This window comes from Rhizobium sp. H4 (assembly GCF_003013335.1).
Taxonomy (GTDB): domain Bacteria; phylum Pseudomonadota; class Alphaproteobacteria; order Rhizobiales; family Rhizobiaceae; genus Rhizobium; species Rhizobium sophoriradicis.
The window spans coordinates 214,238-238,672 of record NZ_PSOW01000008.1 but is presented as its reverse complement, the minus strand read 5'-3'; the positions used below and the strand labels follow the sequence as shown (position 1 = coordinate 238,672).

25 protein-coding genes are annotated in these 24,435 nt (G+C 61.9%); 19 read left to right on the top strand and 6 right to left on the bottom strand.

Annotated elements, in window-relative coordinates; genetic code table 11:
• Positions 1 to 125 precede the first annotated feature (125 nt).
• The 8 genes from C4N04_RS14830 to C4N04_RS14795 all read left to right on the top strand — a co-directional run bounded on the left by C4N04_RS14830 (position 126) and on the right by C4N04_RS14795 (position 9,198).
• Positions 126 to 890, top strand: a complete 765-nt coding sequence (locus tag C4N04_RS14830; RefSeq protein WP_097580880.1) for an SDR family oxidoreductase — start codon at positions 126 to 128, stop codon at positions 888 to 890.
• A gap of 13 nt (positions 891 to 903) precedes the next feature.
• A complete protein-coding gene (locus C4N04_RS14825; protein ID WP_106796384.1) occupies positions 904 to 1,458 on the top strand; it encodes a gluconokinase in 555 nt (184 codons plus the stop codon).
• Positions 1,448 to 2,389, top strand: coding sequence for an NAD(P)-dependent oxidoreductase (locus C4N04_RS14820; RefSeq protein WP_106796383.1), 942 nt, complete (start codon positions 1,448 to 1,450; stop codon positions 2,387 to 2,389). Before C4N04_RS14825 ends, C4N04_RS14820 begins: the two co-directional genes overlap by 11 nt.
• Positions 2,390 to 2,441: 52 nt before the next feature.
• Entirely contained in the window at positions 2,442 to 3,938 is a 1,497-nt protein-coding gene (locus C4N04_RS14815; protein WP_106796382.1) for a sugar ABC transporter ATP-binding protein, read from the top strand.
• Positions 3,939 to 3,956: 18 nt separating this feature from the next.
• Entirely contained in the window at positions 3,957 to 4,997 is a 1,041-nt protein-coding gene (locus C4N04_RS14810; protein ID WP_106796381.1) for an ABC transporter permease, read from the top strand.
• A 50-nt stretch (positions 4,998 to 5,047) separates the two neighbouring features.
• Complete coding sequence (locus tag C4N04_RS14805) at positions 5,048 to 6,145, top strand: substrate-binding domain-containing protein (RefSeq protein WP_096769208.1); 1,098 nt, start codon at positions 5,048 to 5,050, stop codon at positions 6,143 to 6,145.
• A 94-nt stretch (positions 6,146 to 6,239) separates the two neighbouring features.
• Positions 6,240 to 6,578 carry a hypothetical protein gene (locus C4N04_RS14800; RefSeq protein ID WP_106796380.1) on the top strand — a complete coding sequence of 113 codons (339 nt, stop codon included), beginning with the start codon at positions 6,240 to 6,242 and terminating at the stop codon, positions 6,576 to 6,578.
• Positions 6,579 to 7,233: 655 nt separating this feature from the next.
• Complete coding sequence (locus C4N04_RS14795; RefSeq protein WP_106796379.1) at positions 7,234 to 9,198, top strand: methyl-accepting chemotaxis protein; 1,965 nt, start codon at positions 7,234 to 7,236, stop codon at positions 9,196 to 9,198.
• 77 nt (positions 9,199 to 9,275) lie between these two features.
• Here C4N04_RS14795 and mctP read toward each other — a convergent pair whose 3' ends face one another.
• The 5 genes from mctP to C4N04_RS14770 form a co-directional block, all read right to left on the bottom strand.
• The gene (mctP, locus tag C4N04_RS14790) at positions 9,276 to 10,751 is read right to left on the bottom strand and encodes a sodium:solute symporter family monocarboxylate transporter (protein WP_040113042.1); all 1,476 of its coding nucleotides are present in this window, start codon (positions 10,749 to 10,751) and stop codon (positions 9,276 to 9,278) included.
• On the bottom strand, positions 10,741 to 10,938 hold the full coding sequence (locus C4N04_RS14785; protein WP_007539443.1) for a DUF3311 domain-containing protein: 198 nt from the start codon (positions 10,936 to 10,938) through the stop codon (positions 10,741 to 10,743). The genes mctP and C4N04_RS14785 overlap by 11 nt, the downstream gene beginning before the upstream one ends.
• A gap of 246 nt (positions 10,939 to 11,184) precedes the next feature.
• Complete coding sequence (locus tag C4N04_RS14780; protein WP_106796378.1) at positions 11,185 to 11,856, bottom strand: response regulator transcription factor; 672 nt, start codon at positions 11,854 to 11,856, stop codon at positions 11,185 to 11,187.
• Entirely contained in the window at positions 11,853 to 13,238 is a 1,386-nt protein-coding gene (locus tag C4N04_RS14775) for a cache domain-containing protein (protein ID WP_106796377.1), read from the bottom strand. Before C4N04_RS14775 ends, C4N04_RS14780 begins: the two co-directional genes overlap by 4 nt.
• 83 nt (positions 13,239 to 13,321) lie before the next feature.
• Complete coding sequence (locus C4N04_RS14770) at positions 13,322 to 13,786, bottom strand: Lrp/AsnC family transcriptional regulator (RefSeq protein WP_106796418.1); 465 nt, start codon at positions 13,784 to 13,786, stop codon at positions 13,322 to 13,324.
• Between the two features lie 156 nt (positions 13,787 to 13,942).
• On the opposite strand from C4N04_RS14770, the gene C4N04_RS14765 reads away from it, so the two are divergent.
• From C4N04_RS14765 to C4N04_RS14730, 8 genes are all read left to right on the top strand, one after another.
• Positions 13,943 to 14,722 carry an ATP-binding cassette domain-containing protein gene (locus C4N04_RS14765; protein WP_106796376.1) on the top strand — a complete coding sequence of 260 codons (780 nt, stop codon included), beginning with the start codon at positions 13,943 to 13,945 and terminating at the stop codon, positions 14,720 to 14,722.
• Positions 14,723 to 14,770: 48 nt separating this feature from the next.
• The gene (locus C4N04_RS14760) at positions 14,771 to 15,544 is read left to right on the top strand and encodes a transporter substrate-binding domain-containing protein (protein ID WP_040143114.1); all 774 of its coding nucleotides are present in this window, start codon (positions 14,771 to 14,773) and stop codon (positions 15,542 to 15,544) included.
• A 12-nt stretch (positions 15,545 to 15,556) separates the two neighbouring features.
• The gene (locus C4N04_RS14755; protein ID WP_096763871.1) at positions 15,557 to 16,282 is read left to right on the top strand and encodes an ABC transporter permease subunit; all 726 of its coding nucleotides are present in this window, start codon (positions 15,557 to 15,559) and stop codon (positions 16,280 to 16,282) included.
• A gap of 14 nt (positions 16,283 to 16,296) precedes the next feature.
• The gene (locus tag C4N04_RS14750) at positions 16,297 to 16,986 is read left to right on the top strand and encodes an ABC transporter permease (RefSeq protein ID WP_106796375.1); all 690 of its coding nucleotides are present in this window, start codon (positions 16,297 to 16,299) and stop codon (positions 16,984 to 16,986) included.
• Positions 16,987 to 17,062: 76 nt separating this feature from the next.
• Complete coding sequence (locus tag C4N04_RS14745; RefSeq protein ID WP_096763873.1) at positions 17,063 to 17,971, top strand: homocysteine S-methyltransferase family protein; 909 nt, start codon at positions 17,063 to 17,065, stop codon at positions 17,969 to 17,971.
• Between the two features lie 183 nt (positions 17,972 to 18,154).
• Entirely contained in the window at positions 18,155 to 19,273 is a 1,119-nt protein-coding gene (locus tag C4N04_RS14740; protein WP_096763874.1) for an ABC transporter substrate-binding protein, read from the top strand.
• Positions 19,274 to 19,342: 69 nt separating this feature from the next.
• Complete coding sequence (locus C4N04_RS14735) at positions 19,343 to 20,395, top strand: iron ABC transporter permease (protein ID WP_096763875.1); 1,053 nt, start codon at positions 19,343 to 19,345, stop codon at positions 20,393 to 20,395.
• Positions 20,392 to 21,180 carry an ABC transporter ATP-binding protein gene (locus C4N04_RS14730; protein WP_106796374.1) on the top strand — a complete coding sequence of 263 codons (789 nt, stop codon included), beginning with the start codon at positions 20,392 to 20,394 and terminating at the stop codon, positions 21,178 to 21,180. Before C4N04_RS14735 ends, C4N04_RS14730 begins: the two co-directional genes overlap by 4 nt.
• Before the next feature lie 27 nt (positions 21,181 to 21,207).
• Here the strand turns inward: C4N04_RS14730 and C4N04_RS14725 are convergent, their stop codons facing one another.
• The gene (locus C4N04_RS14725; RefSeq protein ID WP_040113053.1) at positions 21,208 to 21,636 is read right to left on the bottom strand and encodes a helix-turn-helix domain-containing protein; all 429 of its coding nucleotides are present in this window, start codon (positions 21,634 to 21,636) and stop codon (positions 21,208 to 21,210) included.
• Positions 21,637 to 21,842: 206 nt separating this feature from the next.
• Between C4N04_RS14725 and C4N04_RS14720 the strand changes: the two genes are divergently transcribed.
• From C4N04_RS14720 to C4N04_RS14710, 3 genes are all read left to right on the top strand, one after another.
• Positions 21,843 to 23,654: a chloride channel protein gene (locus tag C4N04_RS14720; RefSeq protein WP_106796373.1), complete on the top strand. Its 1,812-nt coding sequence runs from the start codon at positions 21,843 to 21,845 to the stop codon at positions 23,652 to 23,654.
• A 75-nt stretch (positions 23,655 to 23,729) separates the two neighbouring features.
• Positions 23,730 to 23,996, top strand: coding sequence for a type II toxin-antitoxin system Phd/YefM family antitoxin (locus tag C4N04_RS14715; RefSeq protein WP_106796372.1), 267 nt, complete (start codon positions 23,730 to 23,732; stop codon positions 23,994 to 23,996).
• Positions 23,993 to 24,415, top strand: coding sequence for a type II toxin-antitoxin system VapC family toxin (locus C4N04_RS14710; RefSeq protein WP_106796371.1), 423 nt, complete (start codon positions 23,993 to 23,995; stop codon positions 24,413 to 24,415). Before C4N04_RS14715 ends, C4N04_RS14710 begins: the two co-directional genes overlap by 4 nt.
• Positions 24,416 to 24,435: the final 20 nt, after the last annotated feature.

Sequence of the window (24,435 nt, the reverse complement as noted above, 5' to 3'; positions counted from 1 at the left end):
CACCGCATTTTGACAGTTGATTATGTTATCGATAACATATAATCCGGACAAGCGATGTCAAGTGAGTTTCACCTGAAGTGGCGGTATAAGCCGTCATTCGCAGCGACACCGGAGGAGTTATTTGCATGAAGAACCTTTTTGATCTGACCGGACGGCTTGCCCTGATCACCGGCTCCAGCCAGGGGATCGGCTATGCGCTGGCCGAGGGCCTGGCGCAGCATGGCGCCGAGGTCGTCATCAACGGCCGCACGCCCGAAAGCGTCAAACGCGCGGTCGAGAGCCTCAAGGCTCAAGGACTGTCTGCCCATGCGGCCATCTTCGATGTGACCAGCAAGGACGCCGCCAAAGCGGGCATCGATGCGATTGAGGCCGATATCGGGCCGCTCGACATCCTGATCAACAATGCCGGCATGCAGTTTCGCACACCTCTGGAGGATTTTCCGGCGGACAAATGGGAGCTTTTGCTGACCACCAATATTTCGAGCGTGTTTTACGTCGGCCAGGCGGCTGCCAAAGCCATGATCGCTCGCGGTCAGGGCAAGATCATCAACATCGCCTCCGTACAGAGCGAACTGGCCCGCCCGGGCATTGCCCCCTATACGGCGACGAAGGGCGCGGTGCGCAACCTGACGCGCGGCATGTGCGCCGATTGGGCCAAGCACGGCCTGCAGATCAATGCGATCGCGCCGGGTTACTTCAAGACGCCGCTCAACCAGGCGCTCGTCGACAATCCCGAATTCTCGTCCTGGCTCGAGAAGCGGACGCCGGCCGGTCGCTGGGGCAATGTCGAGGAACTGGTCGGTGCCGCCGTTTTCCTCTCGGGCCGCGGCTCGTCTTTCATCAACGGCCACACGCTTTATGTCGATGGCGGCATCACGACCTGCCTCTGACAGAGACGCGACGATGGAGCTCGAGAAAGAAGCGCCGTCTCTGGCCGTCGTGGTCATGGGTGTCAGCGGTTGCGGCAAATCCTCGGTCGGCGAGGGCATCGCCGCTCGAAACGGCATGCGGTTTGTGGAGGGCGACCAGCTCCACCCGGCTCGCAATGTCGAGAAGATGGCGAAGGGCATACCGCTCACCGATGATGACCGCCTGCCGTGGCTCGACCGGATCGGCGTGGAAATAAAGGCCGCGCAAGACGCGTCGCAAGGATTGGTGATCTCGTGTTCGGCGCTGAAGAGAAGCTATCGGGACAGGTTGAGGCAGGCGGCAGGCGGGCGCCTGGCCTTTGTTTTCCTGGAGGGGTCGCGCGATCTGCTGCTGTCGCGGATGCAGGCCCGTCAGGGCCATTTCATGCCGGCGTCGCTGCTCGATAGCCAGTTGCAGACGCTGGAACCGCCGACCGGTGAAGCCGGTGTGGTCACTGTGACGATCGATATGGCTTTGGATGATATGGTGGCGCTGGCTTGTGAGGAGCTGAGAGGCGCGGCCGTCAAGGGAGGGTTTCATGCAGGATGATTATAGAGCAGACATCGCAGTCATCGGTGCCGGCATCATGGGCACGGCGATTATCACGCGCTTGATTGAGACCGGGCACAAAGTAACGGTCTTCGATCTTGATGCCGAAAAGGTTGCGGCGCTGGAAGCCAAGGGGGCTCGCGCAGCTGCTTCCGTGGAGGAGGCGGTCTCCGCCTCGCAATTCTGCGTGCTCAGTCTCAATCACGCCAGCATCGTCCGCGCCGTCGTTTTCGGCGAGAAGGGGGTTGCGGCGGCGGCATGCGCCGACAAGCTGCTGATCGACATGTCCTCCATCGATCCCGCCGAAACGGCAGATATGGCGAAGCGGCTGCGTGCGGAAACGGGCATGGCATGGGTGGATTGCCCGCTTTCGGGCGGCGTGCCCGGCGCGCTCGGCGGCAAATTGACGATCATGGCCGGCGGCAGCCCCGAGGATTTCGAGCGGGCGCGCGTGGTGATGCGGCATCTTGCCGCCAATTATACGCTGATGGGCGCCTCCGGCGCCGGGCAGACCACCAAGCTGATTAATCAGCTGTTCTGCGCCGTGCTGTTTCAGGCGGTCGCCGAAGCCGTCAAGCTCGCCGAAGCCGGCGGCGTCGATCCCTCAGCCATTCCGGCAGCGCTTGCCGGCGGCAGGGCGGACAGCCGGATATTGCAGGAATTCATGGCAAAATTCGCCGCCCGGGATTTCTCGCCGACGGGCCGGATCGACAACATGCTGAAGGACCTGGACTCGCTTCAGGCCTTTGCGCTGAAGACCAAGACGCCGCTGCCGATGACGGGTGTGGTGGTGGAGATTCACCGCCTGCTATGCGCCGCCGGCCTTGGGCCGAAGGACTCCGCCGAGATGATGCATCTCCTCGACGGATTTCGCGCCACTGACCTCATCTTGCGGGGTGGGAATTGTCACTTTCCGCTTGACTACCGATGAATGTTATCGATAACATCTTTTTATAAGAGCTGCAGCTTTGGGAGGAGCCACAGTGGAAGCCAAGAGACTGCTGGAGTTCCAATCGATCACCAAGAACTTCGGCGGCACGCAGGCGCTGCGTGACGTATCGATCGATCTGCGCGAGGGCGAGATCCTTGCGTTGCTGGGCGAAAACGGCGCCGGCAAATCGACGCTGATTAAGACGCTTGCCGGCATCTACAAGCCGGATCATGGCGACATCCTCTTTCGCGGCCAGAGCTACCATCATCGCCCGCCGAAACCGAACGAACGGCAGCCGGTCGCCTTCATCCATCAGGATCTCGGTCTGATCGAGTGGATGACGGTCGGCGAGAATATGGGTCTGTCGCAAGGCTTCTCGATGCGAAGCGGTCTCATCGATTGGAACAGGACGCAGGCGCGGGCCAAGGAAGCGCTGAAGCTCGTCGGCTGCGACTTCGATCCGACGACGCGGGTCTCGGCCCTGTCGCGCACCGAAAAATCGCTTGTCGCCATTGCCCGCGCCCTTGCGGTGGAAGCCGATGTTCTGGTGCTCGACGAGCCGACGGCGAGCCTTCCGGCCGATGAAGTCGATCGGCTGTTCAACGCCATCCGCCCGCTGAAGGAGCGCGGCGTCGGCATGATCTATGTCTCCCACAGGCTGGACGAGATTTTCCGCATCGCCGATCGCGTTGCGGTGCTGCGCGACGGATGCATGGTCGGGCAGAAGCCGGTCAGCGAGACCACCCCCGACGAACTGGTGACGATGATCATCGGCCGCAGCGGCGACAGTCTTTTTTCCAAGAGTGAGATCAAGCCCGGCAAGGCGATCGTCAAGGTTCGTGACCTCGTCTGCGCCGGCACCAGCCCGATCTCCTTCGATATTCGCGAGGGCGAGCTGCTGGGTCTGGCCGGGCTGCGCGGCGCCGGCCAGGAAAGGATCGGCCGGGCGCTGTTCGGCTGCGAGCCCTTCAACGGCTCGGTTCTGCTGCATGGCGAGGCGCCGGATCTTTCCAGCCCGCGGCAGGCCATGGCCTCGGGCATCGGTCTGATTGCCCGTGACCGGACGGAGGAATCCGTCGCACTGTCGCTTTCCATTCGGGAAAATACCTATCTCAATCCGGGCGCCGTCGGCCGCGGGATTTTCTCCTTCATGTCGCCGCGTGGCGAAGCCGATCTTGCCCATGCTATCGGCCATTCCGTCGGCCTCAGGCCGAACGATCCGGATCTGCCGGTGGAGGCGCTGTCCGGCGGCAACCAGCAGAAGGTGGTCGTCGGCCGCTGGCTGGCGACCGGCCGCAAGCTGCTGGTCGCCGAAGACCCGACCGCCGGCGTCGACATCGGCGCGCGCGCCGAAATCTACCGCCTGATCACCCAGGCGCTGGAAGCCGGGCTCGCGGTCGTCGTGGTCTCGACGGATTTCGAGGAAATCGCCCATATCTGCCACCGCGCGCTGGTTTTCTCGCGCGGGAAAATCGTCAGCGAACTGAGTGGAAGCGCCCTGACCACGGAGGCGGTCATCACCGCCGCCTCGGCGTCGGAAGCGGCTTGAGCCATCGGGAGAACAGCCATGCAATCCATAGAATCCACCGCGCTGGAGCCGACCAAGAGCGAAATGACCGGCCTGTCCACCGGCCAGAAGATCGGACGCCTGATACCGGTTTACGGTCTGGTCATCCTGACCGCCGGCCTGATCGTGCTCTTCTCGATACTCCTGCCCGATACGTTCCCGACCGTGCTGAACGTCCGCTCGATCGTCTCCGACAAAGCGATCATCGCGCTTCTGTCGCTGGCCGCAATGATCCCGATGGCATCGGGCCGCATCGATCTGACCGTCGGCTACGGCATCGTGCTCTGGCATATTCTCGCCATCAGCCTGCAGACCGCCTACGGCCTGCCTTGGCCGGTCGCGGTCGTCATCGTTCTCGCGCTCGGCGTCCTCACAGGCTTCATCAACGGCCTGCTCGTCGAAGTCGCCAAGATCGACAGCTTCATCGCCACGCTCGGCACCGGAACGGTTCTTTACGCGCTTGCCCTCTGGCACACCGGCGGCCGGCAGGTGGTCGGTGTCCTGCCGGACGGTTTTTATGCGCTGAACGGCACCATGCTCTTCGGCCTGCCAATCACCGGCTTCTATGTGCTGCTGATCGCGATCTGCATGTGGATCGTCCTCGAATACCTGCCGATCGGCCGTTATCTCTATGCCATCGGCGCCAATCCCAAGGCTGCGGCCCTCAATGGCATTCCCGTCCGCAAATTCGTGATCGGCGCCTTCGTCACCTCGGGCCTGCTGGCGGCGTTGACCGGCGTCCTTCTCGCCTCGAAGCTGCGCATCGGCCAGGCGAGCGTCGGCCTCGAATATCTGCTGCCGGCGCTTGTCGGCGCCTTCCTCGGGTCAACGACGATCAAGCCGGGACGGGTGAACGTCTGGGGGACCCTGATCGGCGTCATCATCCTGGCGGTCGGCATATCGGGAATTCAGCAATTCGGCGGGTCGTTCTTCGTCGAACCGCTGTTCAACGGCGTGACACTGCTGATTGCCATCGGCATAGCAGGTTATGCCCAGCGCAAGCGCGGAGCTGTGAGGAGGATCACACCCGCATCCAAATGAGGATGCCGGCTCATCCGGCATTCCAGAACAAACAAAATGGAGGAGTGAACATGAAGCGCAGGACTTTAATGCAGGCAACGGTCGCAACCGTCGCCCTCATGCTGAGCGTGCCGGCGATGGCGGATTCGATGGCTGACGCCAAGGCCGTGGTCGAGAAATATGCGTCCAAGGTGAGCGCCTGGGATGGCCCGACGAGCGGCCCGAAGGGCGCCACCGGCAAGAACATCGTCATTCTTGCTGCCGATATGAAGAACGGCGGCATCCTCGGCGTCGTCAACGGCGTTCAGGAAGCGGCAGGCGCATTGGGCTGGACGGTGAAGGCGCTGGACGGCGCCGGTTCGATCGGCGGGCGCACAGCGGCTTTCGGCCAGGCCATGGCGCTGAAGCCCGATGGCATCATCATCAACGGCTTCGACGCCGTCGAGCAGAAGCCTGCGATGGAAGCGGCGAAGGCCGCCGGCATTCCGATGGTTTCCTGGCACGCCGCCTCGGCGGTCGGGCCGGTTCCTGAGGTCGGCGTATTCGCCAATGTGACCACCGACGCGATGGAAGTCTCGAAGTCTGCGGCCGATTGGGCCTTCGTCGATGCCGGCGGCAAGCCGGGCGTCATCATCTTCACCGACTCCACCTACGCGATCGCGATAGCCAAGGCCGACCGCATGAAGAAGGAGATCGAAGATCTCGGCGGCACCGTCCTCGAATATGTCGACACGCCGATCGCCGAAACCTCCCAGCGCATGCCGCAACTGACGACGTCGCTGCTGCAGAAGTACGGCGCCAAGTGGACGCATTCTCTGGCGATCAACGACCTCTACTACGACTTCATGGGCCCGTCGCTTGCCTCGGCCGGCATTGCCGGCGACGGCAAGCCGGTGAATGTCGCGGCCGGTGACGGCTCGGAGAGCGCCTATCAGCGTATCCGTGCCAAGCAGTACCAGGCCGTCACGGTGGCCGAGCCGCTCAATTTGCAGGGCTGGCAGCTCGTCGATGAATTGAACCGCGCCTTCGCCGGCGCGCCGTGGTCGGGCTATGTCTCGCCGTTGCACGTGGTGACCAGTGAGAATGTCGAGTTCGACGGCGGACCGAAGAACAGCTTCGATCCCGATAATGGCTATCGCGATCAATACAAGAAGATCTGGGGCAAATAGGCCTTTCAAGCAGGGCGTACCAACCGGTACGCCCTGATCCCTGACATCACATCAATACCGATCCAGCTCCGGCGAGTTTTGGAAGAGAGAACCTATGATCATTCGTTATGCTTTGTTTGAGGGCGAAATCCATCCCGGTCGGGAAGAGGAATTCCGCGACTTTGTGAGACAGCAGCTCGTTCCTCTCTGGACGCAATTTCCGGGTGCGGAGGAAATACGGGTGCTGGACGGGGTGGAGCGCGACGAGGGTGCTCCGGTCTACGCCATGGCCTTGGCCATCCGGTATCCTCACATGGAGGCTGTGAACGCAGCACTTCTCTCCGACGTGCGGTTTCAGAGCCGCGAGGTCACCGGCGAGCTATTGAAGCTTTTCACCGGCAAAGTGCATCATCACGTGTTCGCTGCCAACGAATATCCTCCGCGTGTCGCCTGACATCACGCGGAGCAGCCGGTGAGCACCAGGCGTTAGGCCGCCGTCGCCACGCAGCGGTGGCGGCCGGCATTCTTGGGGCGTAGAAGTTGGCGTCCGCGATATGCAGTGCTGCCTCCAGCCTGTCGGTCAAAGACCAATCCGCCAGAAGATAATTCGCGATGACATCGGCTCGCGCTCCCGCAAACATTCGGCACTATTTTCTGCAACAGTTGATAAGCCTCTTTCTATGTAGCAACTTGAAATATACTTTCGCGTACGAAAATCAGACGTTTTGCGCAGAAATACAGAAAAAATATACAAAAAGCGCAGCAGAGTGACCCCTCTCGGCGTCGTTTACACTCTCTAAAATATATCACCTTATTTTTAAGGTATCGGAGCGGCGTTCCCAGAGATCGTCACCTACGCCATGACGGCGGGCCGGGATCCGAATCTCGTATGAAATCGACGTTGTTACCATGACGCAGGCGCCTCGCATTTCGATGCGTTGGCTCTGCTCAGGAAACAACGCGCGGTCGTAGGCGCATGGCATCGCTTCCGCGTGCGGGAGTGCCTATCGGCTGCTCGGGACAACGGGGTCCCACATTTGAACGAGATGAGGCGAACGATCCTGGGGCAAGACACCTGTGACAAACCTCCCATACGACGGAGAGTGGCAATGAAGAGCATTCAGAATTTCGGGGTCGCGATGCGTCTCGCCCTTGGCTTCAGCTTCCTGATCTTGCTGATGGCCGGCCTGAGCATCTATTCGGCGGTCAAGGTCGCGGAGATCAACAGCAATCTCGAAACGATCAACGACGTCAACAGCGTCAAACAGCGGTTCGCCATCAACTATCGCGGCAGCGTGCACGACCGGGCGATTGCCATTCGCGACGTGACCCTGGTGACCTCTGCCGATGAGCGCAAGGCGGCCGAGGCACTGATCGAAAAGCTCGCGGCTTCTTATGCCGAGAACGAAAAGCGCATGGCCGATATGGTCGCATCTCCGGCGGGTGCGACGGACCAGGAGAAGTCCATCCTGAAGGAGATCGCCGACATCCAAGCGAAAACCAATCCCCTGGTCGCCCAGATCAGCGCGCTGCAGGGAAAGGGTGACGGCGAGGCTGCCCGCAAGATCCTGCTCGAACAGGCGCGGCCGGCCTTCGATGCCTGGCTCGGCGCCATCAACAAATTCATCGACTACCAGGAAGCACTGAACAAATCGATCGGTGGAGACGTCCGCAGCACGGCCAGCGGCTTCAAGCCGATCGTCCTGACGGCGCTGGGCATCGCGGCTCTTCTTTCCGTCCTCGCCGCGGTCATTACCGCACGCACGATCGTTGGCCCGCTGGCAAAACTGCAGCTTTCGCTGAAGGCGATGGCGGAGGGCAATCTCGATGGCGATCGTCGCCTCGAAGCGCGCGGCGACGAGATCGGCAAGCTTGCCCGCGCCGTGGCGGGATTGCGCGACGCCATTTCGGCAAAGGCGGAGCGGGAAGCCGATGCGGAAGCCAGGCGGGCCGTGGCGGAACGTCACCGGCTCGAACAGGATGCCGACGAGCGCCGCACCCTTGCCGAGCAGACGGACCGGGCCGTTGGCCAGCTTGGCAGTGCATTGCAGGCGTTGGCCAATGGCGACCTCACGCAGCAGATCGGCACGCCGTTCATCCCGTCTCTGGAAAAACTCAGAGCCGACTTCAATTCCGCGGTCGAAAAGCTCCGTGCCGCCATGCAAAAGGTTGCCGAGAACGCCAGCGCCATCGCGGCCGGCGCACAGGAGATCCGCTCCGCTTCGGACGATCTCGCCAAGCGGACCGAGCAGCAGGCCGCCTCCGTCGAGGAGACCGCCGCTGCCCTGGAAGAGATCACCACCACCGTCGCCGACTCCAGCAACAGGGCTCAGGAGGCAGGCCAGCTCGTCCGCAAGACGAAAGACAATGCGGAACGCTCGGGCGGTGTCGTTCGCGACGCAGTCGATGCTATGGGCAAGATCGAATCCTCCGCCACCGAGATTGGCAGCATCATCGGCGTCATCGACGAAATCGCCTTCCAGACCAACCTGCTGGCGCTGAACGCCGGCGTCGAAGCGGCCCGCGCCGGTGAAGCAGGCAAGGGCTTTGCCGTTGTTGCCCAGGAAGTGCGCGAACTGGCGCAGCGTTCCGCCAAGGCGGCAAAGGAAATCAAGGAGCTGATCAACGCTTCGAACGGCCATGTCAAAAACGGCGTCGCCCTGGTTGGCGAAACCGGAAAGGCCCTGCAGGAGATTGCGGTACAGGTGCAGCAGGTCGACGGCAATGTCGGGGCCATTGTCGGCGCCTCGCAGGAGCAGGCGACGGGGCTGAAGGAAATCAATACCGCCGTCAACAGGATGGATCAGGGCACGCAGCAGAACGCCGCGATGGTCGAGGAAGCCACAGCCGCCGCTCACAAACTCGCCAAGGAAGCCGACGCACTGTTTCAGCTCCTGGGTCAGTTCAACATTGGGGGAGCGGTGGCATCGAGGCGCATGTCGCAGCCGGCTCCGGCGCATGCTCAGCCCGTGGTTTCGCCAGCGCGCCAGATGATTGCCAAGGTCAGCAGGTCGTTCCAGGGGAGTGCAACCCAGGGGAACGCAGCATTGGCCGGCGATTGGGAAGAGTTTTAATCGTCAGATTTCTCTTCAGCCTCCGCTGAAAAGGTAGGCGACGAAGGGCAGCGTTTGCTGCCCTTCGTGTTTTTATCTTACGCCCGGGCCGGGACCTTGGCCGGAAGCAGGGCGTTGACCACGACCGCAACGGCGATGTTTGCCGCCAGCGCCAGCAGGCCGGTATAGACGGTGAAGGGTTCACCGCCGAGGCTGATCATATGCAGCGGCTTCCAGCCGGCATCCCAGACGAGGTAGGTGCCGCCGCAGAAGCCGACGAACCAGCCGGCAAGCAGACCGGGTGCGCGGAACCAGTTGGTATAGAGACCGAAGACAAGAGCCGGCAGCGTCTGCAGGATCCAGATGCCGCCGAGCAGCTGCAGGTCGAGTGCGAACTGCGTCGGCAGGAAGATGATGACGAGCAACGCGCCGACCTTCACCACCAGCGACGTCACTTTCGCGACCTTGGCTTCGCCCGCATCGCTGACCTTGGGGTCGACATAGGCCTTCCAGAAATTGCGGGTGAAGAGGTTGGCGGCGCCGATGCTCATCACCGCCGCCGGCACCAGTGCCCCGATGGCGATCGCCGCAAAGGCGAAACCGGAGAACCAACCCGAAAACAGCGTCTTGAACAGGGTCGGAACGACATCATTGGCACTGTCGAGCTTCAGGTTGGCGGCATGGCCCATATAGCCGAGCAGCGCCAGAAGCCCGAGCAGCAGCGTATAGGCGGGCAGCATGATCGCATTCTTGCGGATCGTCTTGCCGCTGTTGGAGGCAAAGATGCCGGTCAGCGTATGCGGATACATGAAGGCCGCCAGTGCCGAACCGAAAGCGAGCGTGGCATAGGCGACATACTGATTGCCGCCGAGCAGCAGGTTGCCGGAACCCTTGGCCTGGAAGGCCGCGTCAGCCGATGCGAAGACATTGGCGTAGCCGCCGAGCTTCGACGGGATCAGCGCGACCGCTGCGATCACCACGATATAAATCATGATGTCCTTGACGAAGGCGATCAGAGCCGGGGCGCGCAGGCCCGCCGAATAGGTGTAGAGCGCCAGCACGATGAAGGCGATCGCCAGCGGCAGCTCGCCGTGCAGTCCGAGCGCCTTCAATACCGCCGTCATGCCGACGAGCTGGAGGGCAATGTAAGGCATGGTGGCGATGACGCCCGTTGCCGCGACGGCGAGCTCGAGACCGCGCGATCCATATTGGCCGTGAACAACGTCGGCGGCCGTGACATAGCCGAAATCCTTGGCGCGTTTCCACAGGATCGGCATGACCATGAAGACGAAGGGATAGACGACGATCGTATAGGGCAGCGCGAAGAAACCGTAGGCGCCGACGGTATAGACAAGCGCCGGGACGGCGATGACTGTATAGGCGGTATAGAAGTCGCCGCCGACGAGGAACCAGGTGATCCAGGTGCCGAAGTTGCGGCCGCCGAGACCCCATTCATCGATATGGGCGAGCGTCTCGGGCTTGCGCCAGCGGCTGGCGACGAAACCCATGACGGTGACGAGGGCGAAGAAGAAGATGAAGACGGCGAGCGCCGTGCCGTTGATGTCAGTCGTCATGGCGAACGCTCCGATAGGCGATCCAGGTCAGCGTCGCAGTGATCGGCACCCAGAGAAGCTGATACCAGTAGAAGAAGGGGAAGCCGAAAAGCGACGGCTCACGAAGATTGTAGAATGGCGGCCAGAGCAGACCTATGTACGGAATGATCAGCAGCCATAGCGCTGCCTTGCTACGTGGTTTTTCCATGTCGGAGTACCTTTCAGGCGCCGCGGTCTGCGGTCGCCATGTTCCAGTTGTCGGCGTGGAAGGCAGGTCTGTCACCGGCGCCGGCAGCAGGCCCGGTTCGGGTCGCTCGAGCTTTTCCGGCGGATCGGAAGCTGATGTAACGCATGTGAATTCCTCCCAACGGCTGGCGCTTGGCAAGCCGCGAATGGAGTCCTAGGGCGTCGGTTTTGTCCTCACAAGATGGGCGCAGAGCTGAAATACCGGGCTCTACCCAGAAGTGGGTAGGCGCGAATTTGCGTCGATTTTCGAGGCGATGCCGTGATCGAGCGCGTAGCGGATCAGGCCTGCGGTGGTGGCGATGCCAAGTTTCTTTTTGAGGTTCTTGCGATGGGTTTCTGCCGTGGCAGAGCTTATCCCGAGCACTTCGGCGATCTCGCGGTTGCTCCGGCCGGCAACGATCAGCCCGAGGATATCGCGTTCGCGCGGCGTCAAGGGGTCGCTCCCCTCCTCCGCCCGTTCCCCCATCAGCGCGTCGAAGACGCCGGAGGAGAAATAGGTGCCGCCATCCGAGACGGTTTCGATCGCCGCGACGATCTCCTCTGTGGAGACGTCTTTCAGAACATAACCGGCGGCGCCGCGCATGACCGAGGAGGAGATATATTCCCGGCTGTCATGCATGGAGAGCATCACGACGCGGGTCTGCGGAAGTTCGCTCCTGAACAGTTCGATCGCATCGATGCCGCTGAGCTTCGGCATGTTGATGTCCATCAGCACCACCTGCGGCTGGATCTGCCGGGCGATATCGAGCCCGGCTTGCGCTAGCCCGGCGGTGCCGGCGACCTCGATATGATCGAATGTCTCGAGCACGGCTTTCAATCCGTCCAGCACCAGCGGATGGTTGTCGATCAGGAGTACCTTGATTTTCGGGCGTTCCGTCATGCGGCTTGCGCCTGCTTGCCAGGGGCAAGATTGGCCGATCTCGGCATCATCGCCGTCAGCGTCGTGCCGGCCTCGCTGCTGTTGATGAGAAGCAGGCCCCGGAAGTGCGCCATCCGCTCCTGCATGTTGCGCAGGCCGAGGCCCGAGCCGCCGGACGTGCCATCCCTAGCGCCATCGAAGCCGGTGCCGTTGTCGGAGATGGTCATTCGGGCGCGGCCGCCGTCGCTCCAGAGCTTGACCGAAAGCTTCGAGGCGCCCGAATGCCGTTCGACATTGTTGAAGGCTTCCTGGGCGACGCGATAAAGGGCGGTGCTGGCTTCCGCCTTCAGCATGCCGGCAAAGCCCGAGGCGTCGATCGTCGTCTCGATCCCCGTCCGTTCGGCAAAGTGATGACACAGTGCCTCCAGCGCCGCCGTCAGGCCGAGATCGTCGAGCACGCGCGGGCGCAGATCATGCGAGAGCAGCCGGATTTCCTTGATGGCGCCGTTCAGCGCCTCGACGCCGCGCTCGATGGTCAGTGCCGCCTCGTCGACATTGGTCCTGACCTTGCGGCCGGCGAGATCCATCGCATAGCGCACGCCGAGAAGATTTTGGGAGATGCCGTCATGCAGCTCGCGCGCCAGCCGGGTGCGCTCCTCTTCCTGGGTGTCGATGACCCGCTGCGTCAGCTCCTTGAGCCGGCTGTCGGCCATGCGGCGTTCGTGGAAGGTCAGCAGCATGCAGGTGGTGAAAACGACGAGCACTGCGGGCACGGCGATCAGCGCGACGATGATGAAAGTCCGTCTTATGTTGGCGCGCATCACCTTGTTGGCGGCGGCACTCTGGGCAAAGACGTCGTCCAGATAAACGCCGGTTCCCACCACCCAGTGCCATTTGTCGAGACTGACGACGAAGGAGAGCTTGTCGGCGATCTGTCCAGTGGAAGGTTTCTGCCATTTGTACTGGTGCAGGCCGCCGCCCGCCTTTGCCGTGGCGATCAGCTCGGCTATCACCTTGTCGCCATCGGGATCGGTAAGGTCGAGCCAGTTTTGCCCATGCCGGAAGCTCTGGCGCGGATGAACGATATTGTTTCCGTCATAATCGTAGACGAAGAAATAGCCGTCCTTGCCGTAGTCGAGCGAGGTCAGAATACTAGCCACCTGCTGTTTGGCGGCTTCGTCGTCGGGGCCGGCCTTGTCGTAGATCGTCTGGATGGCCGATAGGGCAAGATTGGTCAGATTGAGGATCTCGGCTTCCCTCGTCTTCAGCATGTTCTGCTCGAACGTCTCGATGCTGTTCTTGGCGAGATTTGCCGATTGCCAGGTGATGAAGGTGGTGATCGCGAGGATCGAGATGACGAGGGGGACGATCGCCAATGCGATGATCTGATGTCGTAGCGTCAACGGTCATTCCTCCCAAGGATCTGCGCCCGGAATTATGCCCTTTGTCCTATATGAGTCCAGTCGCTTGCCCGGGGGCGCGATCGCTATTCCAGCGGCACGAACAGGCCGAGCTTGACGTCGCGCAGCACGACATTGGTGTGCATGCGGCGGATCTGCGGATTGTCGGCCATGATCAGGGCGGCGATGTCGTCATAATGCTCGACGTCGCGGGCGGTGACGATCGCGATCAGATCGACGGCGCCTGTGACGTAATAGACTTGCTGAATATGATCCTGCTTCTCCGCCCAAAGGCGGAATTTCGCCAGCGCGTCGTAATTGTCGCGCTCGATCTCCATGCCGACGATGAAGACCATCGATGTCGCCGTCGCCTTGCGATCGAGTATAGCCACCTCCGCTTTGATGATCCCCTCCTCGCGCAGCCGCTTCAACCGCCGCTGCACGGCGGAGACCGAAAGGCCGACCCGTTCGGCGATGGTTTCAGCCTTCAACTGGCAATCGCGTTGGACGATATCGAGAATGTCGCGGTCAAAACGATCCAGTTGCTCCATGGTCCAGTCCCATCCCTGCCGCAGCGGCATCGCGCCGTATTCACGGCGTTGAAAAGATTATTTTGCTCATAATATGCAAAAGAGATGGAAATTGCGCGAAAAAACCGCGTTCTTTTATCATTATCCTTCGTAGATTGAATTCAGCCGGAACCATGCATGTCGGATCAGCCCTCTCCTGCTCTTCGCGTCGAAGATCTCCATAAAAGCTTCGGCTCGCAACAGGTTCTGAAAGGTATCTCGACTGACGCCCACAAGTCGGACGTGATTTCGATCATCGGTTCGTCGGGCTCCGGCAAGAGCACGTTTCTCCGATGCATCAATTTCCTGGAAACGCCGGATCGCGGCCGCATCGCCGTCAACGGCGAGGAAGTCGCGCTGAAGGCCGGCCGCGGCGGGCGGCTGCAGCCGCACAGCTGGCGGCAGATCGAACGGCTGCGGACCGGACTGGGGATGGTGTTTCAGAGTTTCAATCTCTGGGCGCATCGCACCGTGCTGGAAAACGTCATCGAGGCGCCGGTGCATGTCATGGGCATTTCAAAGCGCGAGGCGATCGAAAAGGCGGAATCTCTGCTCCACAAGGTCGGGCTCTTCGACAAGCGCGACGCCTATCCCGCCTTTCTCTCCGGCGGTCAGCAGCAGCGCGCGGCAATTGCGCGGGCGCTCTGCGTCGATCCCGCCGTCATGCTTTTCGACGAGCCGACATCGGCGCTCGATCCGGAGCTGGTCGGTGAGGTCCTCAAGGTCATCCGCGATCTCGCCGAAGAAGGCCGAACCATGCTGATCGTCACGCATGAAATGCGTTTCGCCCGGGATGTTTCGAGCCGCGTCCTCTTCCTGCATCAAGGACGGATCGAGGAGGAAGGGTCGCCGGAGCAAGTTTTCGGGGCGCCGGTCAGCGCCCGCTGCCGGGAATTCACCCGTCTCAGCGCCCATTGATCCACATCAGCCATCATCGACAACACACGAACCAGGAGATACCTGCGAATGAAACTGCTCCCCACGCTTTTTGCCGGCGCGGCACTTGCGCTTTCTGCGGTTGCCGCACAGGCCGAAGTCCGCTTTGGCGTCATGAATGAATCCTATCCGCCGTTCTTCGCCAAGGACGCCTCGGGTGAGTGGCACGGCTGGGAAATCGACCTGATGAACGCCGTTTGTGCGGAGATGAAGGAGAAGTGCTCAATCGTCGACATTTCCTGGGATGGTCTCATTCCGGCTCTTGAGAGCAAGAAATTCGACGTGATCTGGTCATCGATGTCGAACACGGCGGAACGCTCGAAGGTGATCGACTTCACCGACAAGTACTACAACACCCCGAGCACGCTGATCGGTCCCAAGGACCAGAAGCCGGGCGCCACTGCCGAGGATGTGAAGGGCAAGACCATCGGCATCCAGGTGTCGACGATCCAGTCCGAATATTACAAGAAATACTTTGCCGAGGCTGCCGACGAAAAGACCTATCAGACGCTCGACGAGGCTTTCCAGGATCTCGCCTCCGGCCGTATCGACTACGTCTTCGGCGATTCCTTGGCGCTCGACGCCTTCCTGAAGAGCGACGGCGGCAAGGATTGCTGCGCCAAGATGGGAGATGTCGCCGACGACAAGGAAATTCTCGGAGCCGGCGTTTCGGGCGGGTTGCGCAAGGAAGATACGGAGCTGAAAGCCAAGCTGAATGCGGCAATCGCTGCGGTTCGCGCCAACGGCCAGTATGACGCCATCACCAAGAAATACTTCGATTTCGACATCTACGGCGCGAAGTAAGCACTGCAAAAAATGGCGACCGCGCAACAAGGCATTCTGGATCTGCTGTCTCCCTATCCTCCGGGATGGGGCGGCGTTCTTTTGGCAGGCGCGGTCTCCACGGTCGCCATCTCGGCTTGCGCCTTCGCAGTCGGAATTTTGCTCGGCACCGGCGGCGCGTTTGGAAAGCTCTCGGGCAATCGCGCGCTCCGCCTGGTGCTCGATCTCTACACCACTGTCATTCGCGCTGTTCCCGAGCTGATCCTGATCGTCGGGCTCTATTATGCCGGCACCGACGGCCTCAACCGGCTGCTGGCGGCGTTGGAACTGCCGCCGATCGAAGTGAACGGTTTTGTCGCGGCCGTCGCCGTGCTCGGCTTCGTGCAGGGCGCCTATATGACGGAAGTGCTGCGCGGCGCGATCCTTTCCATTCCCGCCGGCCAGATCGAAGCCGCCAAAGCTTTCGGCATGGGGCCGGCGCTGCGATTTCGCCGCGTCTTGCTGCCGGCGCTGTTGCCGAACGCGCTGCCGGGGATGGCCAATCTGTGGATGTCGGTCACCAAGGACAGCGCGCTGGTGGCGGTCGTCGGCTACCAGGAACTGGCGCTCGCCACCCGCCTCGCCGGGGCGAGCACCAAACACTACTTCGTGTTTTTCCTCGCTTCCGCCCTTCTCTACCTCGCCATCACGCTCGTCTCCAACGTCGCTTTCAAGCTGATCGAAGGACGGGTCCGGCGCGGACAGCCGCGTCTCGCCTGAGGAAGCCGCGCCCTATGAGTTTCACCTGGATCTCTTCCTATTGGCCGCTGCTTCTGACCGGCGCCTGGCAGACGGTGTCGCTGCTGGTCATCTCAGTGACGTTCGGTTTCATCATCGCCATCGGTCTGGCCTTCGCGCAGGTCAGCGGCGGCAGGCTGACGCGGCTGCTTGCCCGCGGCTACTGCACCTTCTTCCGTGGCACGCCGCTGCTGATCCAACTGTGGCTTCTCTATTACGGCGTCGGCTCGCTGCTGCCGATGGTCCCCGGCATCCGCCAGACCCTGTTCTGGCCGATCCTGCGCGAAGGCTTCTTCTTCGCCGCGGTCAGCTTCACGCTGAATTATGCGGCTTACGAGGCAGAGGTGCTGCGCGGCGCGCTGCTTGCCGTTCCCAAGGGTGAGCTCGAAGCCGGGCGAGCCTTCGGCCTGTCGCCGTGGAAACTGACCCGCCGCATCTGGCTGCCGCGCGCCATCCGCATTGCGCTGCCGACGATCGCCGGAGAGATCGTCATGCAGCTGAAGGCGACGCCGCTTGCCTTCACGGTTACGGTGATGGATCTCTATGCCGTGGCCAACAAGGTTCGCCAGGACACGCTGCTGGTCTATGAGCCGCTGCTTGTCGTCACCCTCTTCTATCTGGCCCTGACCGCCGTCATCGCCCGCGTCTTTCGAGGTCTCGAAGCGCAGGTGCCGGTGCGGCGTTAGGCGGACGGACGTTTCTCACTTTGTTTTTAAAGCCCGCCGCCGGCAACGGCGCGACAGCCTGAATGGAGATCTCTTCATGAGCACGATACGAATCCTCGATGGCGGCATGAGCCGCGAGCTGTTGCGGCTCGGCGCCGAATTGAAGCAGCCCGAATGGTCGGCGCTGGCGCTGATCAATTCGCCGGATATCGTTCGCGAGGTGCATAAGGAGTTCATCGATGCCGGCTCTGAGGTCGTCACGACCAACAGCTATGCGCTGGTGCCCTTCCATATCGGCGAGGACCGGTTTCGGAAGGAGGGTGCAGCGCTGATCCGTCTTGCCGGTCGCTTAGCGCGCGAGGCGGCCGATTCCGTTACTGGTCGCAAGGTGCTGGTCGCCGGTTCGCTGCCGCCGATCTTCGGCTCTTACGAGCCGCGGAATTTTCAGCCTGCGCGGGTGCAGGATTACCTCAAGGTGCTGGTCGAAAACCTCGCCCCCTTCGTCGACATATGGCTCGGCGAGACGCTGAGTCTGATCGCCGAGGGCGAGGCCGTCCGCGAGGCGGTGGCGGCATCGGGCAAACCCTTCTGGATTTCCTTCACGCTGGCGGATGATGAAGCGGATATCAAAAGCGGCGAGCCGAAGCTTCGTTCCGGCGAAAGCGTCGAGGCGGCGGCGTCCTGGGCGGTGTCATCGGGTGCAGAGGCCTTCCTGTTCAACTGCAGCAAGCCCGAGGTCATGCGGGCAGCTGTGGAGACGGCAGCGCGGGTGTTCCGCAAGGCGGACGCCCCGATCGAAATCGGCGTCTATGCCAATGCCTTCGAAGGCGAACAGGGCGCATCGGCCGCCAATGAAGGCCTGCACGAGACCCGCGACGATCTGAACGGCGATGTCTATTCGCGTTTTGCCTGCTCCTGGGCCGAAGCCGGCGCGACGATTATCGGCGGCTGCTGCGGCATCGGTGCTGCCCATATCCATCGCTTGGGCAAGACGCTTTTGCGCTGAAGCCGCAGAGAGTGGCGGCGGTCGTCATGCGTCCGCTGTCTCCGATCGATCGGGATGAGGTGCGCCGTTATTCCTACCGCCGAAACCTAGGCTTTGCCGGTGAGAGAGCCTGTCGATAAATAACTTGATTTGTTTGATCATCTTTTATAACCCGGCCTCGTATTTAACTGTTGGAAGGTTGTCATGAATTTTAGATCCGTGGCCGGCTGGCTGGCTGCCTCGTTTATTTCTATTTCCGCTGTTTTCTCCGCGTCCTCTGCCATGGCAGAGCAGAAAACGATCACCGATGTGATCGGCCGCCAGGTGAAGGTCGACCTTCCGGCCAAGCGCGTCGTTCTCGGCTTCTATTTCGAAGATTACATGGCCGTCGGCGGCGAGAAGGCCTATGTTTCCGTCGTCGGGATTTCACGCGAGGCATGGGAGGGCTGGGTTCCCGCGAACTGGAAGATGCACCTTGCCCACCGCCCCTCGCTCGGCGACATCGCCGATGTCGGCGAAGTGGAAGCGCAGACCTTTTCCATCGAGAAAGTGCTGAGCCTCAATCCCGACCTGGTTATCCTTGCCGACTGGCAGTATCAGGCGCTCGGCCAGGACGCCCATCGCTTGGAAGAGCAAGGCATTCCGGTCGTCGTCGTCGATTACAACGCTCAGACCATCGAGCGCCATGTCGCCTCGACCGTGCTGTTCGGGCAGCTGACCGGCCAGGATGCACGCGGCAAGGAAATCGCCGATTTCTACGCCGGCGCGCTGAAGGACATCGCCGTCCGCGTCGCCGCGTCGGGCAAGCCGAAGCCGAAGGTCTATGTCGAATTCGGCAACAAGGGACCGGCGGAATATTCCTTCACCTACGGCAAGAACATGTGGGGCGCCATGTCGACGGCCGCCGGCGGCGACAATATTGCAGCGCCCTTCGTGGAGTGGTGGGGTCCGATCAATCCGGAGCAGGTGCTGGCGTCCAAGCCGGATGCCATCTTCATTTCCGGCCGCGAGAACAACAAGAGCGAGACCGCTCTCCCGATGGGACAGGGTGTCAAGGCCGACGAAGCCCGCGAAAAGCTCAAGGCTTTCGAAACCCGCCAGGGCTGGAGCGAACTGCCCGCCGTCAAGGACGCCCATCTCTTCGGCGTCTATCAAGGCGCCTCCCGCACGATCTCTGATTTTGCGATGGTGCAATACATCGCCAAGCAGCTCTATCCCGAGCAGTTCAAGGATGTCGATCCGGTTGCCAACTACCTCGGCTATTACAAGAAGTATCTGCCGGTGGTTCCCGAAGGCACTTTCGCCATCGCCGTCAAGGGTTGATCCTGGTCGGTCCTTCTTTGCGAGCGCCATGTTCCATGGCGCTCGTTTTCCGTTGAAATGGGTGTTTGGATGACAGTGACCGCCCGCAATGCCGAAGCGATCGGCGCGCACCGCCTGCGCGAACGCAGGCGCTGGCGCAGTCTTCTGATTTTCGTGGCTCTGATGGTGGTTTGCCTCGTTCTCGATATCGCGACAGGCCCGTCGCTGCTGTCGCCAGTGGAAGTGGTGCGTTCGCTCACAGGTCTCGGCGAGCGCGCGGCCATGACTGACGCCATCGTTCGCGGCCTGCGCCTGCCCATGGCGCTGATGGCGCTTGCCGTCGGCGCAGCACTCGGGGCCGGAGGCGCGCAGATGCAGACGCTTCTCAACAATCCGATGGCAAGCCCCTATACCCTCGGCATGGCGGCTGCGGCGGGGTTCGGGGCGGCGCTGGTGTTGGCGCTCGGCGATTTCGGCCTCGATGCGATGATCGCCGTGCCGCTCGGCGCTTTCGTCTTTTCCATGTTGGCGGCGCTCTTTCTCTTCACGCTGGCATCGATGCGCCGCATGACGGCGGAAACCATCATTCTCGGCGGCATCGCTCTGCTGTTCTTGTTCCAGTCGCTGCTGTCGCTCATCCAATTTCTGTCCTCGCCGGAGCTGTCGCAGCAGATATTGTTCTGGCTGTTCGGCAGCCTGACCAAAGCGACCTGGCCGACGCTTGGCCTGACCGCGGCTGTCACCCTCGTCTGTTGCGCTATGCTGATGGCGGATTCCTGGAAACTCGCGGCCTTGCGCATGGGGGAGATGCGGGCCGCAAGCCTCGGCGTCAACGTCCGGCTCTTGCGCATGAAAGTCCTCGTCATCGTCGCGGTGATGACGGCGACCGCCACGAGTTTCGTCGGCGTGATCGGCTTCATCGGCCTCGTTGCCCCGCACATCGCCCGCATGACGGTCGGCGAGGATCAGCGCTTCTTCCTGCCGATGTCCGTCGTCAGCGGCGCGCTGATGCTGTCGGCCGCCTCCGTCGTGTCGAAGTCGATCATCCCCGGCGCGCTGTTTCCCGTCGGCATCGTCACCGCCATTGTCGGCGTACCGTTCCTGCTGTGGTTGATCTTCGCGCCGAAGAGATCTGGCGCATGATCCGCCTTGAAAACATCGCCATCGAACGCGGCGGGCAAAGGATTGTCTCCGGTATCGATACCAGCCTGGAGGCCGGCAAGATCCACGCTGTCATCGGCCCCAACGGCACAGGCAAGACCACGCTTCTGCGGGCGCTCTTCGGCGACTTGCCGCTCGCCGAGGGCAGGCTCACGCTTGGCGGCAACAGCCTCTCCGCCGGACGCACGAGCGCGCGGACGCTGAAGTCCTGGCGCGAAAGCTTCGCCTATATGCCGCAGGACACCGCCGCCGATATTGCGCTCACCGTTCTCGAAGTCGTGGTGCTCGGGCGGCTTGGCCGGCTGTCGCTGCACATCGATGACGAGACGCTCGACATGGCGATGACGCGGCTTTCGCAGGCCGGCATCGCCCATCTTGCCGGCCGCGACATCGCGTCGCTCAGCGGCGGACAAAGGCAGATGGCGCTGTTTTCGCAGGTGCTGATGCGCGCGCCGAAAGTCATGCTGCTGGACGAGCCCGTCAGCGCGCTCGATCTGAAGCATCAGATCGCGCTGCTCGATCTGGTGCGCCGGGAAACGCGCGCCAATGGCTGGGTCACCATGGTCGTGCTGCACGATCTCAATCTGGCCTGCCAATATGCCGACAATCTGCTGGTGATCGCTGAGGGAACGATGAAGGCGAGCGGTCATCCGCAATCGATCGTCACGCCGTCGCTCATCGCGCATACTTACGGTGTAGATGTCGAGGTATTGCGCGATCGGCGCGGTCAGCCCGTCATTCAGCCGCTGGTCGCCGAAAACGCCTGAGGGTGAGCTGCCGAGCAAGGCGGCGGTTCATTTTGCCGTCTTCTGAAGCTCGAGCAGAAGCTCGATCAACTTCGGCGCCATCACCCTGATTTCTGAAAGATGGACGGCGCTCAGCCTCATCAGAAGCTTATCCGCCTTCTCTGTCAGGAGGATCGTCTGGCGACGCCTGTCAGTAGGATCGGCATGGCGCTCGACCAGCCCTGCGTCCGAAAGCCGTCCGACGAGTTCGGTCGCCGTGTGCGGCGCGATGATCAGCCGCTCGGCCAGCATGCCGATGGTCATGGCTTCGCCGCCGCGCTGTCCCTTGATTGCCAGCAGCGCCTGATGCTGCTGCACGGGCAATCCTTCCGACTGAGCGGCCGAAGCGCTGAAGTCCATGAACTGGCGAAGCGCAAATCTGAGATCGGCGAGCGCCTCGTAATCCTCCTGTCTCAGCGGCGGCGGGATTTTCTTCACAGTCATTCTCCTCTGCCGCTTGGTTCGCAGGAGGCGATCCATGCGTGCGCTATTGCCGATCTCGAATAGATGCACGGCCGCCAGCCGGTCAAGTGAGGCATCTTCCGACAGATTTTCGTCTTCTCGCTTTCGTCCATTGATTTATATCGTATCACGATATAATGACGCCACATGAGCAGACCCATTTCCGCGTACCAGAGGCTTCCATGGCGCAGCAGCAACCAAGCAACCGCCCGCATGATTTTACCGGCGGTCTTTCCCGGCGCGAGGCCGGCGATTTCACCACCGACAGGCGGGTGCTCCTGCTGATCGGAATGTCCATCATTATTGGGACATCAGGTGCGTTTGCGGCCTGGTGTCTCGTCAGCCTGATCGCGCTGGTGACGAATGTCATCTGGTTCGGGCAGATCGGCATTCAGCCTAACTCGCTGGCATCAGTGCCGCGGTCTCTGTGGATGGTGCTGGTGCCGCCGCTCGGCGGGCTGGTCATCGGCCTGATGGCCCGCTTCGGGTCAGAAAAAATCCGCGGCCACGGCATTCCCGAGGCGATCGAAGCCATCCTGATCGGCGGCAGCCGGATGTCGCCGAAGGTCGCGGTCCTGAAGCCGCTGTCCTCGGCAATCTCGATCGGAACCGGCGGCCCGTTCGGCGCCGAGGGGCCGATCATCATGACCGGTGGGGCGATCGGCTCGCTCTTTGCCCAGTTCTTTCACATGAGTGCGGCGGAGCGCAAGACGCTGCTCGTCGCGGGTGCCGCCGCCGGCATGACGGCGATCTTCGGCTCGCCGATCGCCGCGGTCATGCTGGCGGTCGAACTGCTGTTGTTCGAATGGAAACCGCGCAGCTTCATTCCCGTCGCCGTTGCCGCCTGTGTGTCGATCTGCTGGCGCCCGCTGCTCTTCGGCACAGGCCCGCTGTTCCCGACCCATTTTCAGGTTGATTTGCCGTGGTGGGGGATTTTCGCCTGTGCGGCGCTGGGCATCATATCGGGGCTGCAATCGGGGTTGTTGACGACGCTGCTCTATAAGATCGAGGATCTGTTCGAGGCGCTGCCGATCCACTGGATGTGGTGGCCGATGCTCGGCGGTCTCGTCATCGGTCTCGGCGGCCTGATCGAGCCGCGGGCCATGGGCGTCGGTTACGACATTATCGATGGCCTGCTCAACAACCGGCTGCTCGCGCCGGCAGTCATGTCGATCCTCTTGGTGAAAACCGTCATCTGGCTGTTTGCCCTCTCGTCGGGAACCTCAGGCGGCGTGCTCGCCCCCCTTCTCATCTTCGGCGGCGCGCTCGGATGGCTGGTCGGGCTGATTATGCCTGGCAATGATCCCGGCTTCTTTGCACTGCTCGGCATGGCGGCGATGATGGGCGGAACAATGCGCGCGCCGCTGACGGGAACCTTCTTCGCGATGGAGATCACCGGCGACGTCAGCACGCTCGTTCCCCTGCTCGCCGCAACCGTGGTCGCCTATGCCGTCACGGTGCTGCTGCTGCGCCGCTCGATCCTCACCGAGAAGATCGCGCGCCGCGGGCAGCACATCACCCGCGAATACGGCGTCGATCCGCTCGAGCTTTCCCGGGCAAGGGAAATCATGATCACCGAGGTCGATACGCTTCCCGTTACCATGACGGTCGGAGAAGCCTGCGATTTCTTCGCCTCGCAGCAGAAGACGCACCGGATCTATCCGCTGGTCGATGCTGCGGGCAAGCTCGCCGGCATCGTCTCGCGAGCCGATGCCCTGCTCTGGCAGGGCAAGCCCGACCTCGCGGCCCAGGCGCTTGGCGAAACCGTAACGGATAATTCCGTCCCCGTCGGACATCCTGATGATATCGTCGCCTTCATTGCAGACCTGATGCTGTCGACGGACAATGGCCGTATCCCGATCGTCGATCCGGCCTCAGGCAGGCTGTGCGGCCTGATCGCCCGCAAGGATCTTCTGCGGCTACGCAGTTCGTTGAGATCCGCGGAACTGGACCGGCGGCCCTATCTGACCGCAGGAGCGAGACGCAAACCGTGATAGCTACGCCGCTTGCCACTCCTCCGGCCTGGGCTTATATAGTCACTATGGTCATTCTGGTCATAGAGTTGAGCAATGCGGCCGTCACGGCAAGGCAATGAAAGCTGGACCGTCGCCAGCGCAAAGGCAAAGCTTTCCGAGGTTATCGAACGCGCGCAATCCGCGCCGCAAACGATTACCCGGAACGGCAAGCCGAGCGTCGTCGTCGTCTCCGCCGAGGAGTGGCAGCGCAAGACTGCGCGCAAGGGTACGCTTGCCGAATTCCTGATGAGTTCGCCGCTGCGTGGCGCCGATCTGGATCTCGAGCATAAACGCGACGAACCGCGTGATCCCGAACTGTGAGGCTTCTGCTGGACACCAACGTGCTGTTGGAGGTGACGAAGCCGAACCCCGACATGCGCGTCTTGGCTTGGCTGGATAAGCTGGATGAGGATCGCTCCTTCATCAGCATCGTGTCTGTCGCGGAGATCCGGCGCGGTGTTGCCCTGATGGACAGCGGACGGAAACGCGACGCGCTGGCCGAATGGCTTGCCCGGGACCTGCCGCAACGCTTCGAGGGCCGCATCATTCCGATGGACGAGCCGGTTGCCTTAGCCTGGGGTGACCTTATGGGGCCCGCGAAGCGGAACGGCCGCGGCCTGTCGTCGATAGATGGACTGATCGCTGCAACCGCGGTTGCTCACGATCTCACTCTCGCCACGCGCAACACCAGGGATTTCGAGGGGTTCGGGATCGAACTCATCGATCCCTGGATCGCATAGCCCCGCGAAGGCTGCGGCGC

What these genes read in the sequence shown, in the direction of transcription:
- C4N04_RS14810 (WP_106796381.1), top strand. Translation starts at nt 3,957, where the DNA reads ATGCAATCCATAGAATCCACCGCGCTGGAGCCGACCAAGAGCGAAATG.
- C4N04_RS14820 (WP_106796383.1), top strand. Translation starts at nt 1,448, where the DNA reads ATGCAGGATGATTATAGAGCAGACATCGCAGTCATCGGTGCCGGCATC.
- C4N04_RS14755 (WP_096763871.1), top strand. Translation starts at nt 15,557, where the DNA reads ATGGCGACCGCGCAACAAGGCATTCTGGATCTGCTGTCTCCCTATCCT.
- C4N04_RS14735 (WP_096763875.1), top strand. Translation starts at nt 19,343, where the DNA reads ATGACAGTGACCGCCCGCAATGCCGAAGCGATCGGCGCGCACCGCCTG.
- C4N04_RS14825 (WP_106796384.1), top strand. Translation starts at nt 904, where the DNA reads ATGGAGCTCGAGAAAGAAGCGCCGTCTCTGGCCGTCGTGGTCATGGGT.
- C4N04_RS14715 (WP_106796372.1), top strand. Translation starts at nt 23,730, where the DNA reads ATGCGGCCGTCACGGCAAGGCAATGAAAGCTGGACCGTCGCCAGCGCA.
- C4N04_RS14830 (WP_097580880.1), top strand. Translation starts at nt 126, where the DNA reads ATGAAGAACCTTTTTGATCTGACCGGACGGCTTGCCCTGATCACCGGC.
- C4N04_RS14745 (WP_096763873.1), top strand. Translation starts at nt 17,063, where the DNA reads ATGAGCACGATACGAATCCTCGATGGCGGCATGAGCCGCGAGCTGTTG.
- C4N04_RS14760 (WP_040143114.1), top strand. Translation starts at nt 14,771, where the DNA reads ATGAAACTGCTCCCCACGCTTTTTGCCGGCGCGGCACTTGCGCTTTCT.
- C4N04_RS14805 (WP_096769208.1), top strand. Translation starts at nt 5,048, where the DNA reads ATGAAGCGCAGGACTTTAATGCAGGCAACGGTCGCAACCGTCGCCCTC.
- C4N04_RS14780 (WP_106796378.1), bottom strand. Translation starts at nt 11,856, where the DNA reads ATGACGGAACGCCCGAAAATCAAGGTACTCCTGATCGACAACCATCCG.
- C4N04_RS14795 (WP_106796379.1), top strand. Translation starts at nt 7,234, where the DNA reads ATGAAGAGCATTCAGAATTTCGGGGTCGCGATGCGTCTCGCCCTTGGC.
- C4N04_RS14765 (WP_106796376.1), top strand. Translation starts at nt 13,943, where the DNA reads ATGTCGGATCAGCCCTCTCCTGCTCTTCGCGTCGAAGATCTCCATAAA.
- C4N04_RS14730 (WP_106796374.1), top strand. Translation starts at nt 20,392, where the DNA reads ATGATCCGCCTTGAAAACATCGCCATCGAACGCGGCGGGCAAAGGATT.
- C4N04_RS14750 (WP_106796375.1), top strand. Translation starts at nt 16,297, where the DNA reads ATGAGTTTCACCTGGATCTCTTCCTATTGGCCGCTGCTTCTGACCGGC.
- C4N04_RS14800 (WP_106796380.1), top strand. Translation starts at nt 6,240, where the DNA reads ATGATCATTCGTTATGCTTTGTTTGAGGGCGAAATCCATCCCGGTCGG.
- C4N04_RS14770 (WP_106796418.1), bottom strand. Translation starts at nt 13,786, where the DNA reads ATGGAGCAACTGGATCGTTTTGACCGCGACATTCTCGATATCGTCCAA.
- C4N04_RS14720 (WP_106796373.1), top strand. Translation starts at nt 21,843, where the DNA reads ATGGCGCAGCAGCAACCAAGCAACCGCCCGCATGATTTTACCGGCGGT.
- C4N04_RS14740 (WP_096763874.1), top strand. Translation starts at nt 18,155, where the DNA reads ATGAATTTTAGATCCGTGGCCGGCTGGCTGGCTGCCTCGTTTATTTCT.
- C4N04_RS14785 (WP_007539443.1), bottom strand. Translation starts at nt 10,938, where the DNA reads ATGGAAAAACCACGTAGCAAGGCAGCGCTATGGCTGCTGATCATTCCG.
- mctP (WP_040113042.1), bottom strand. Translation starts at nt 10,751, where the DNA reads ATGACGACTGACATCAACGGCACGGCGCTCGCCGTCTTCATCTTCTTC.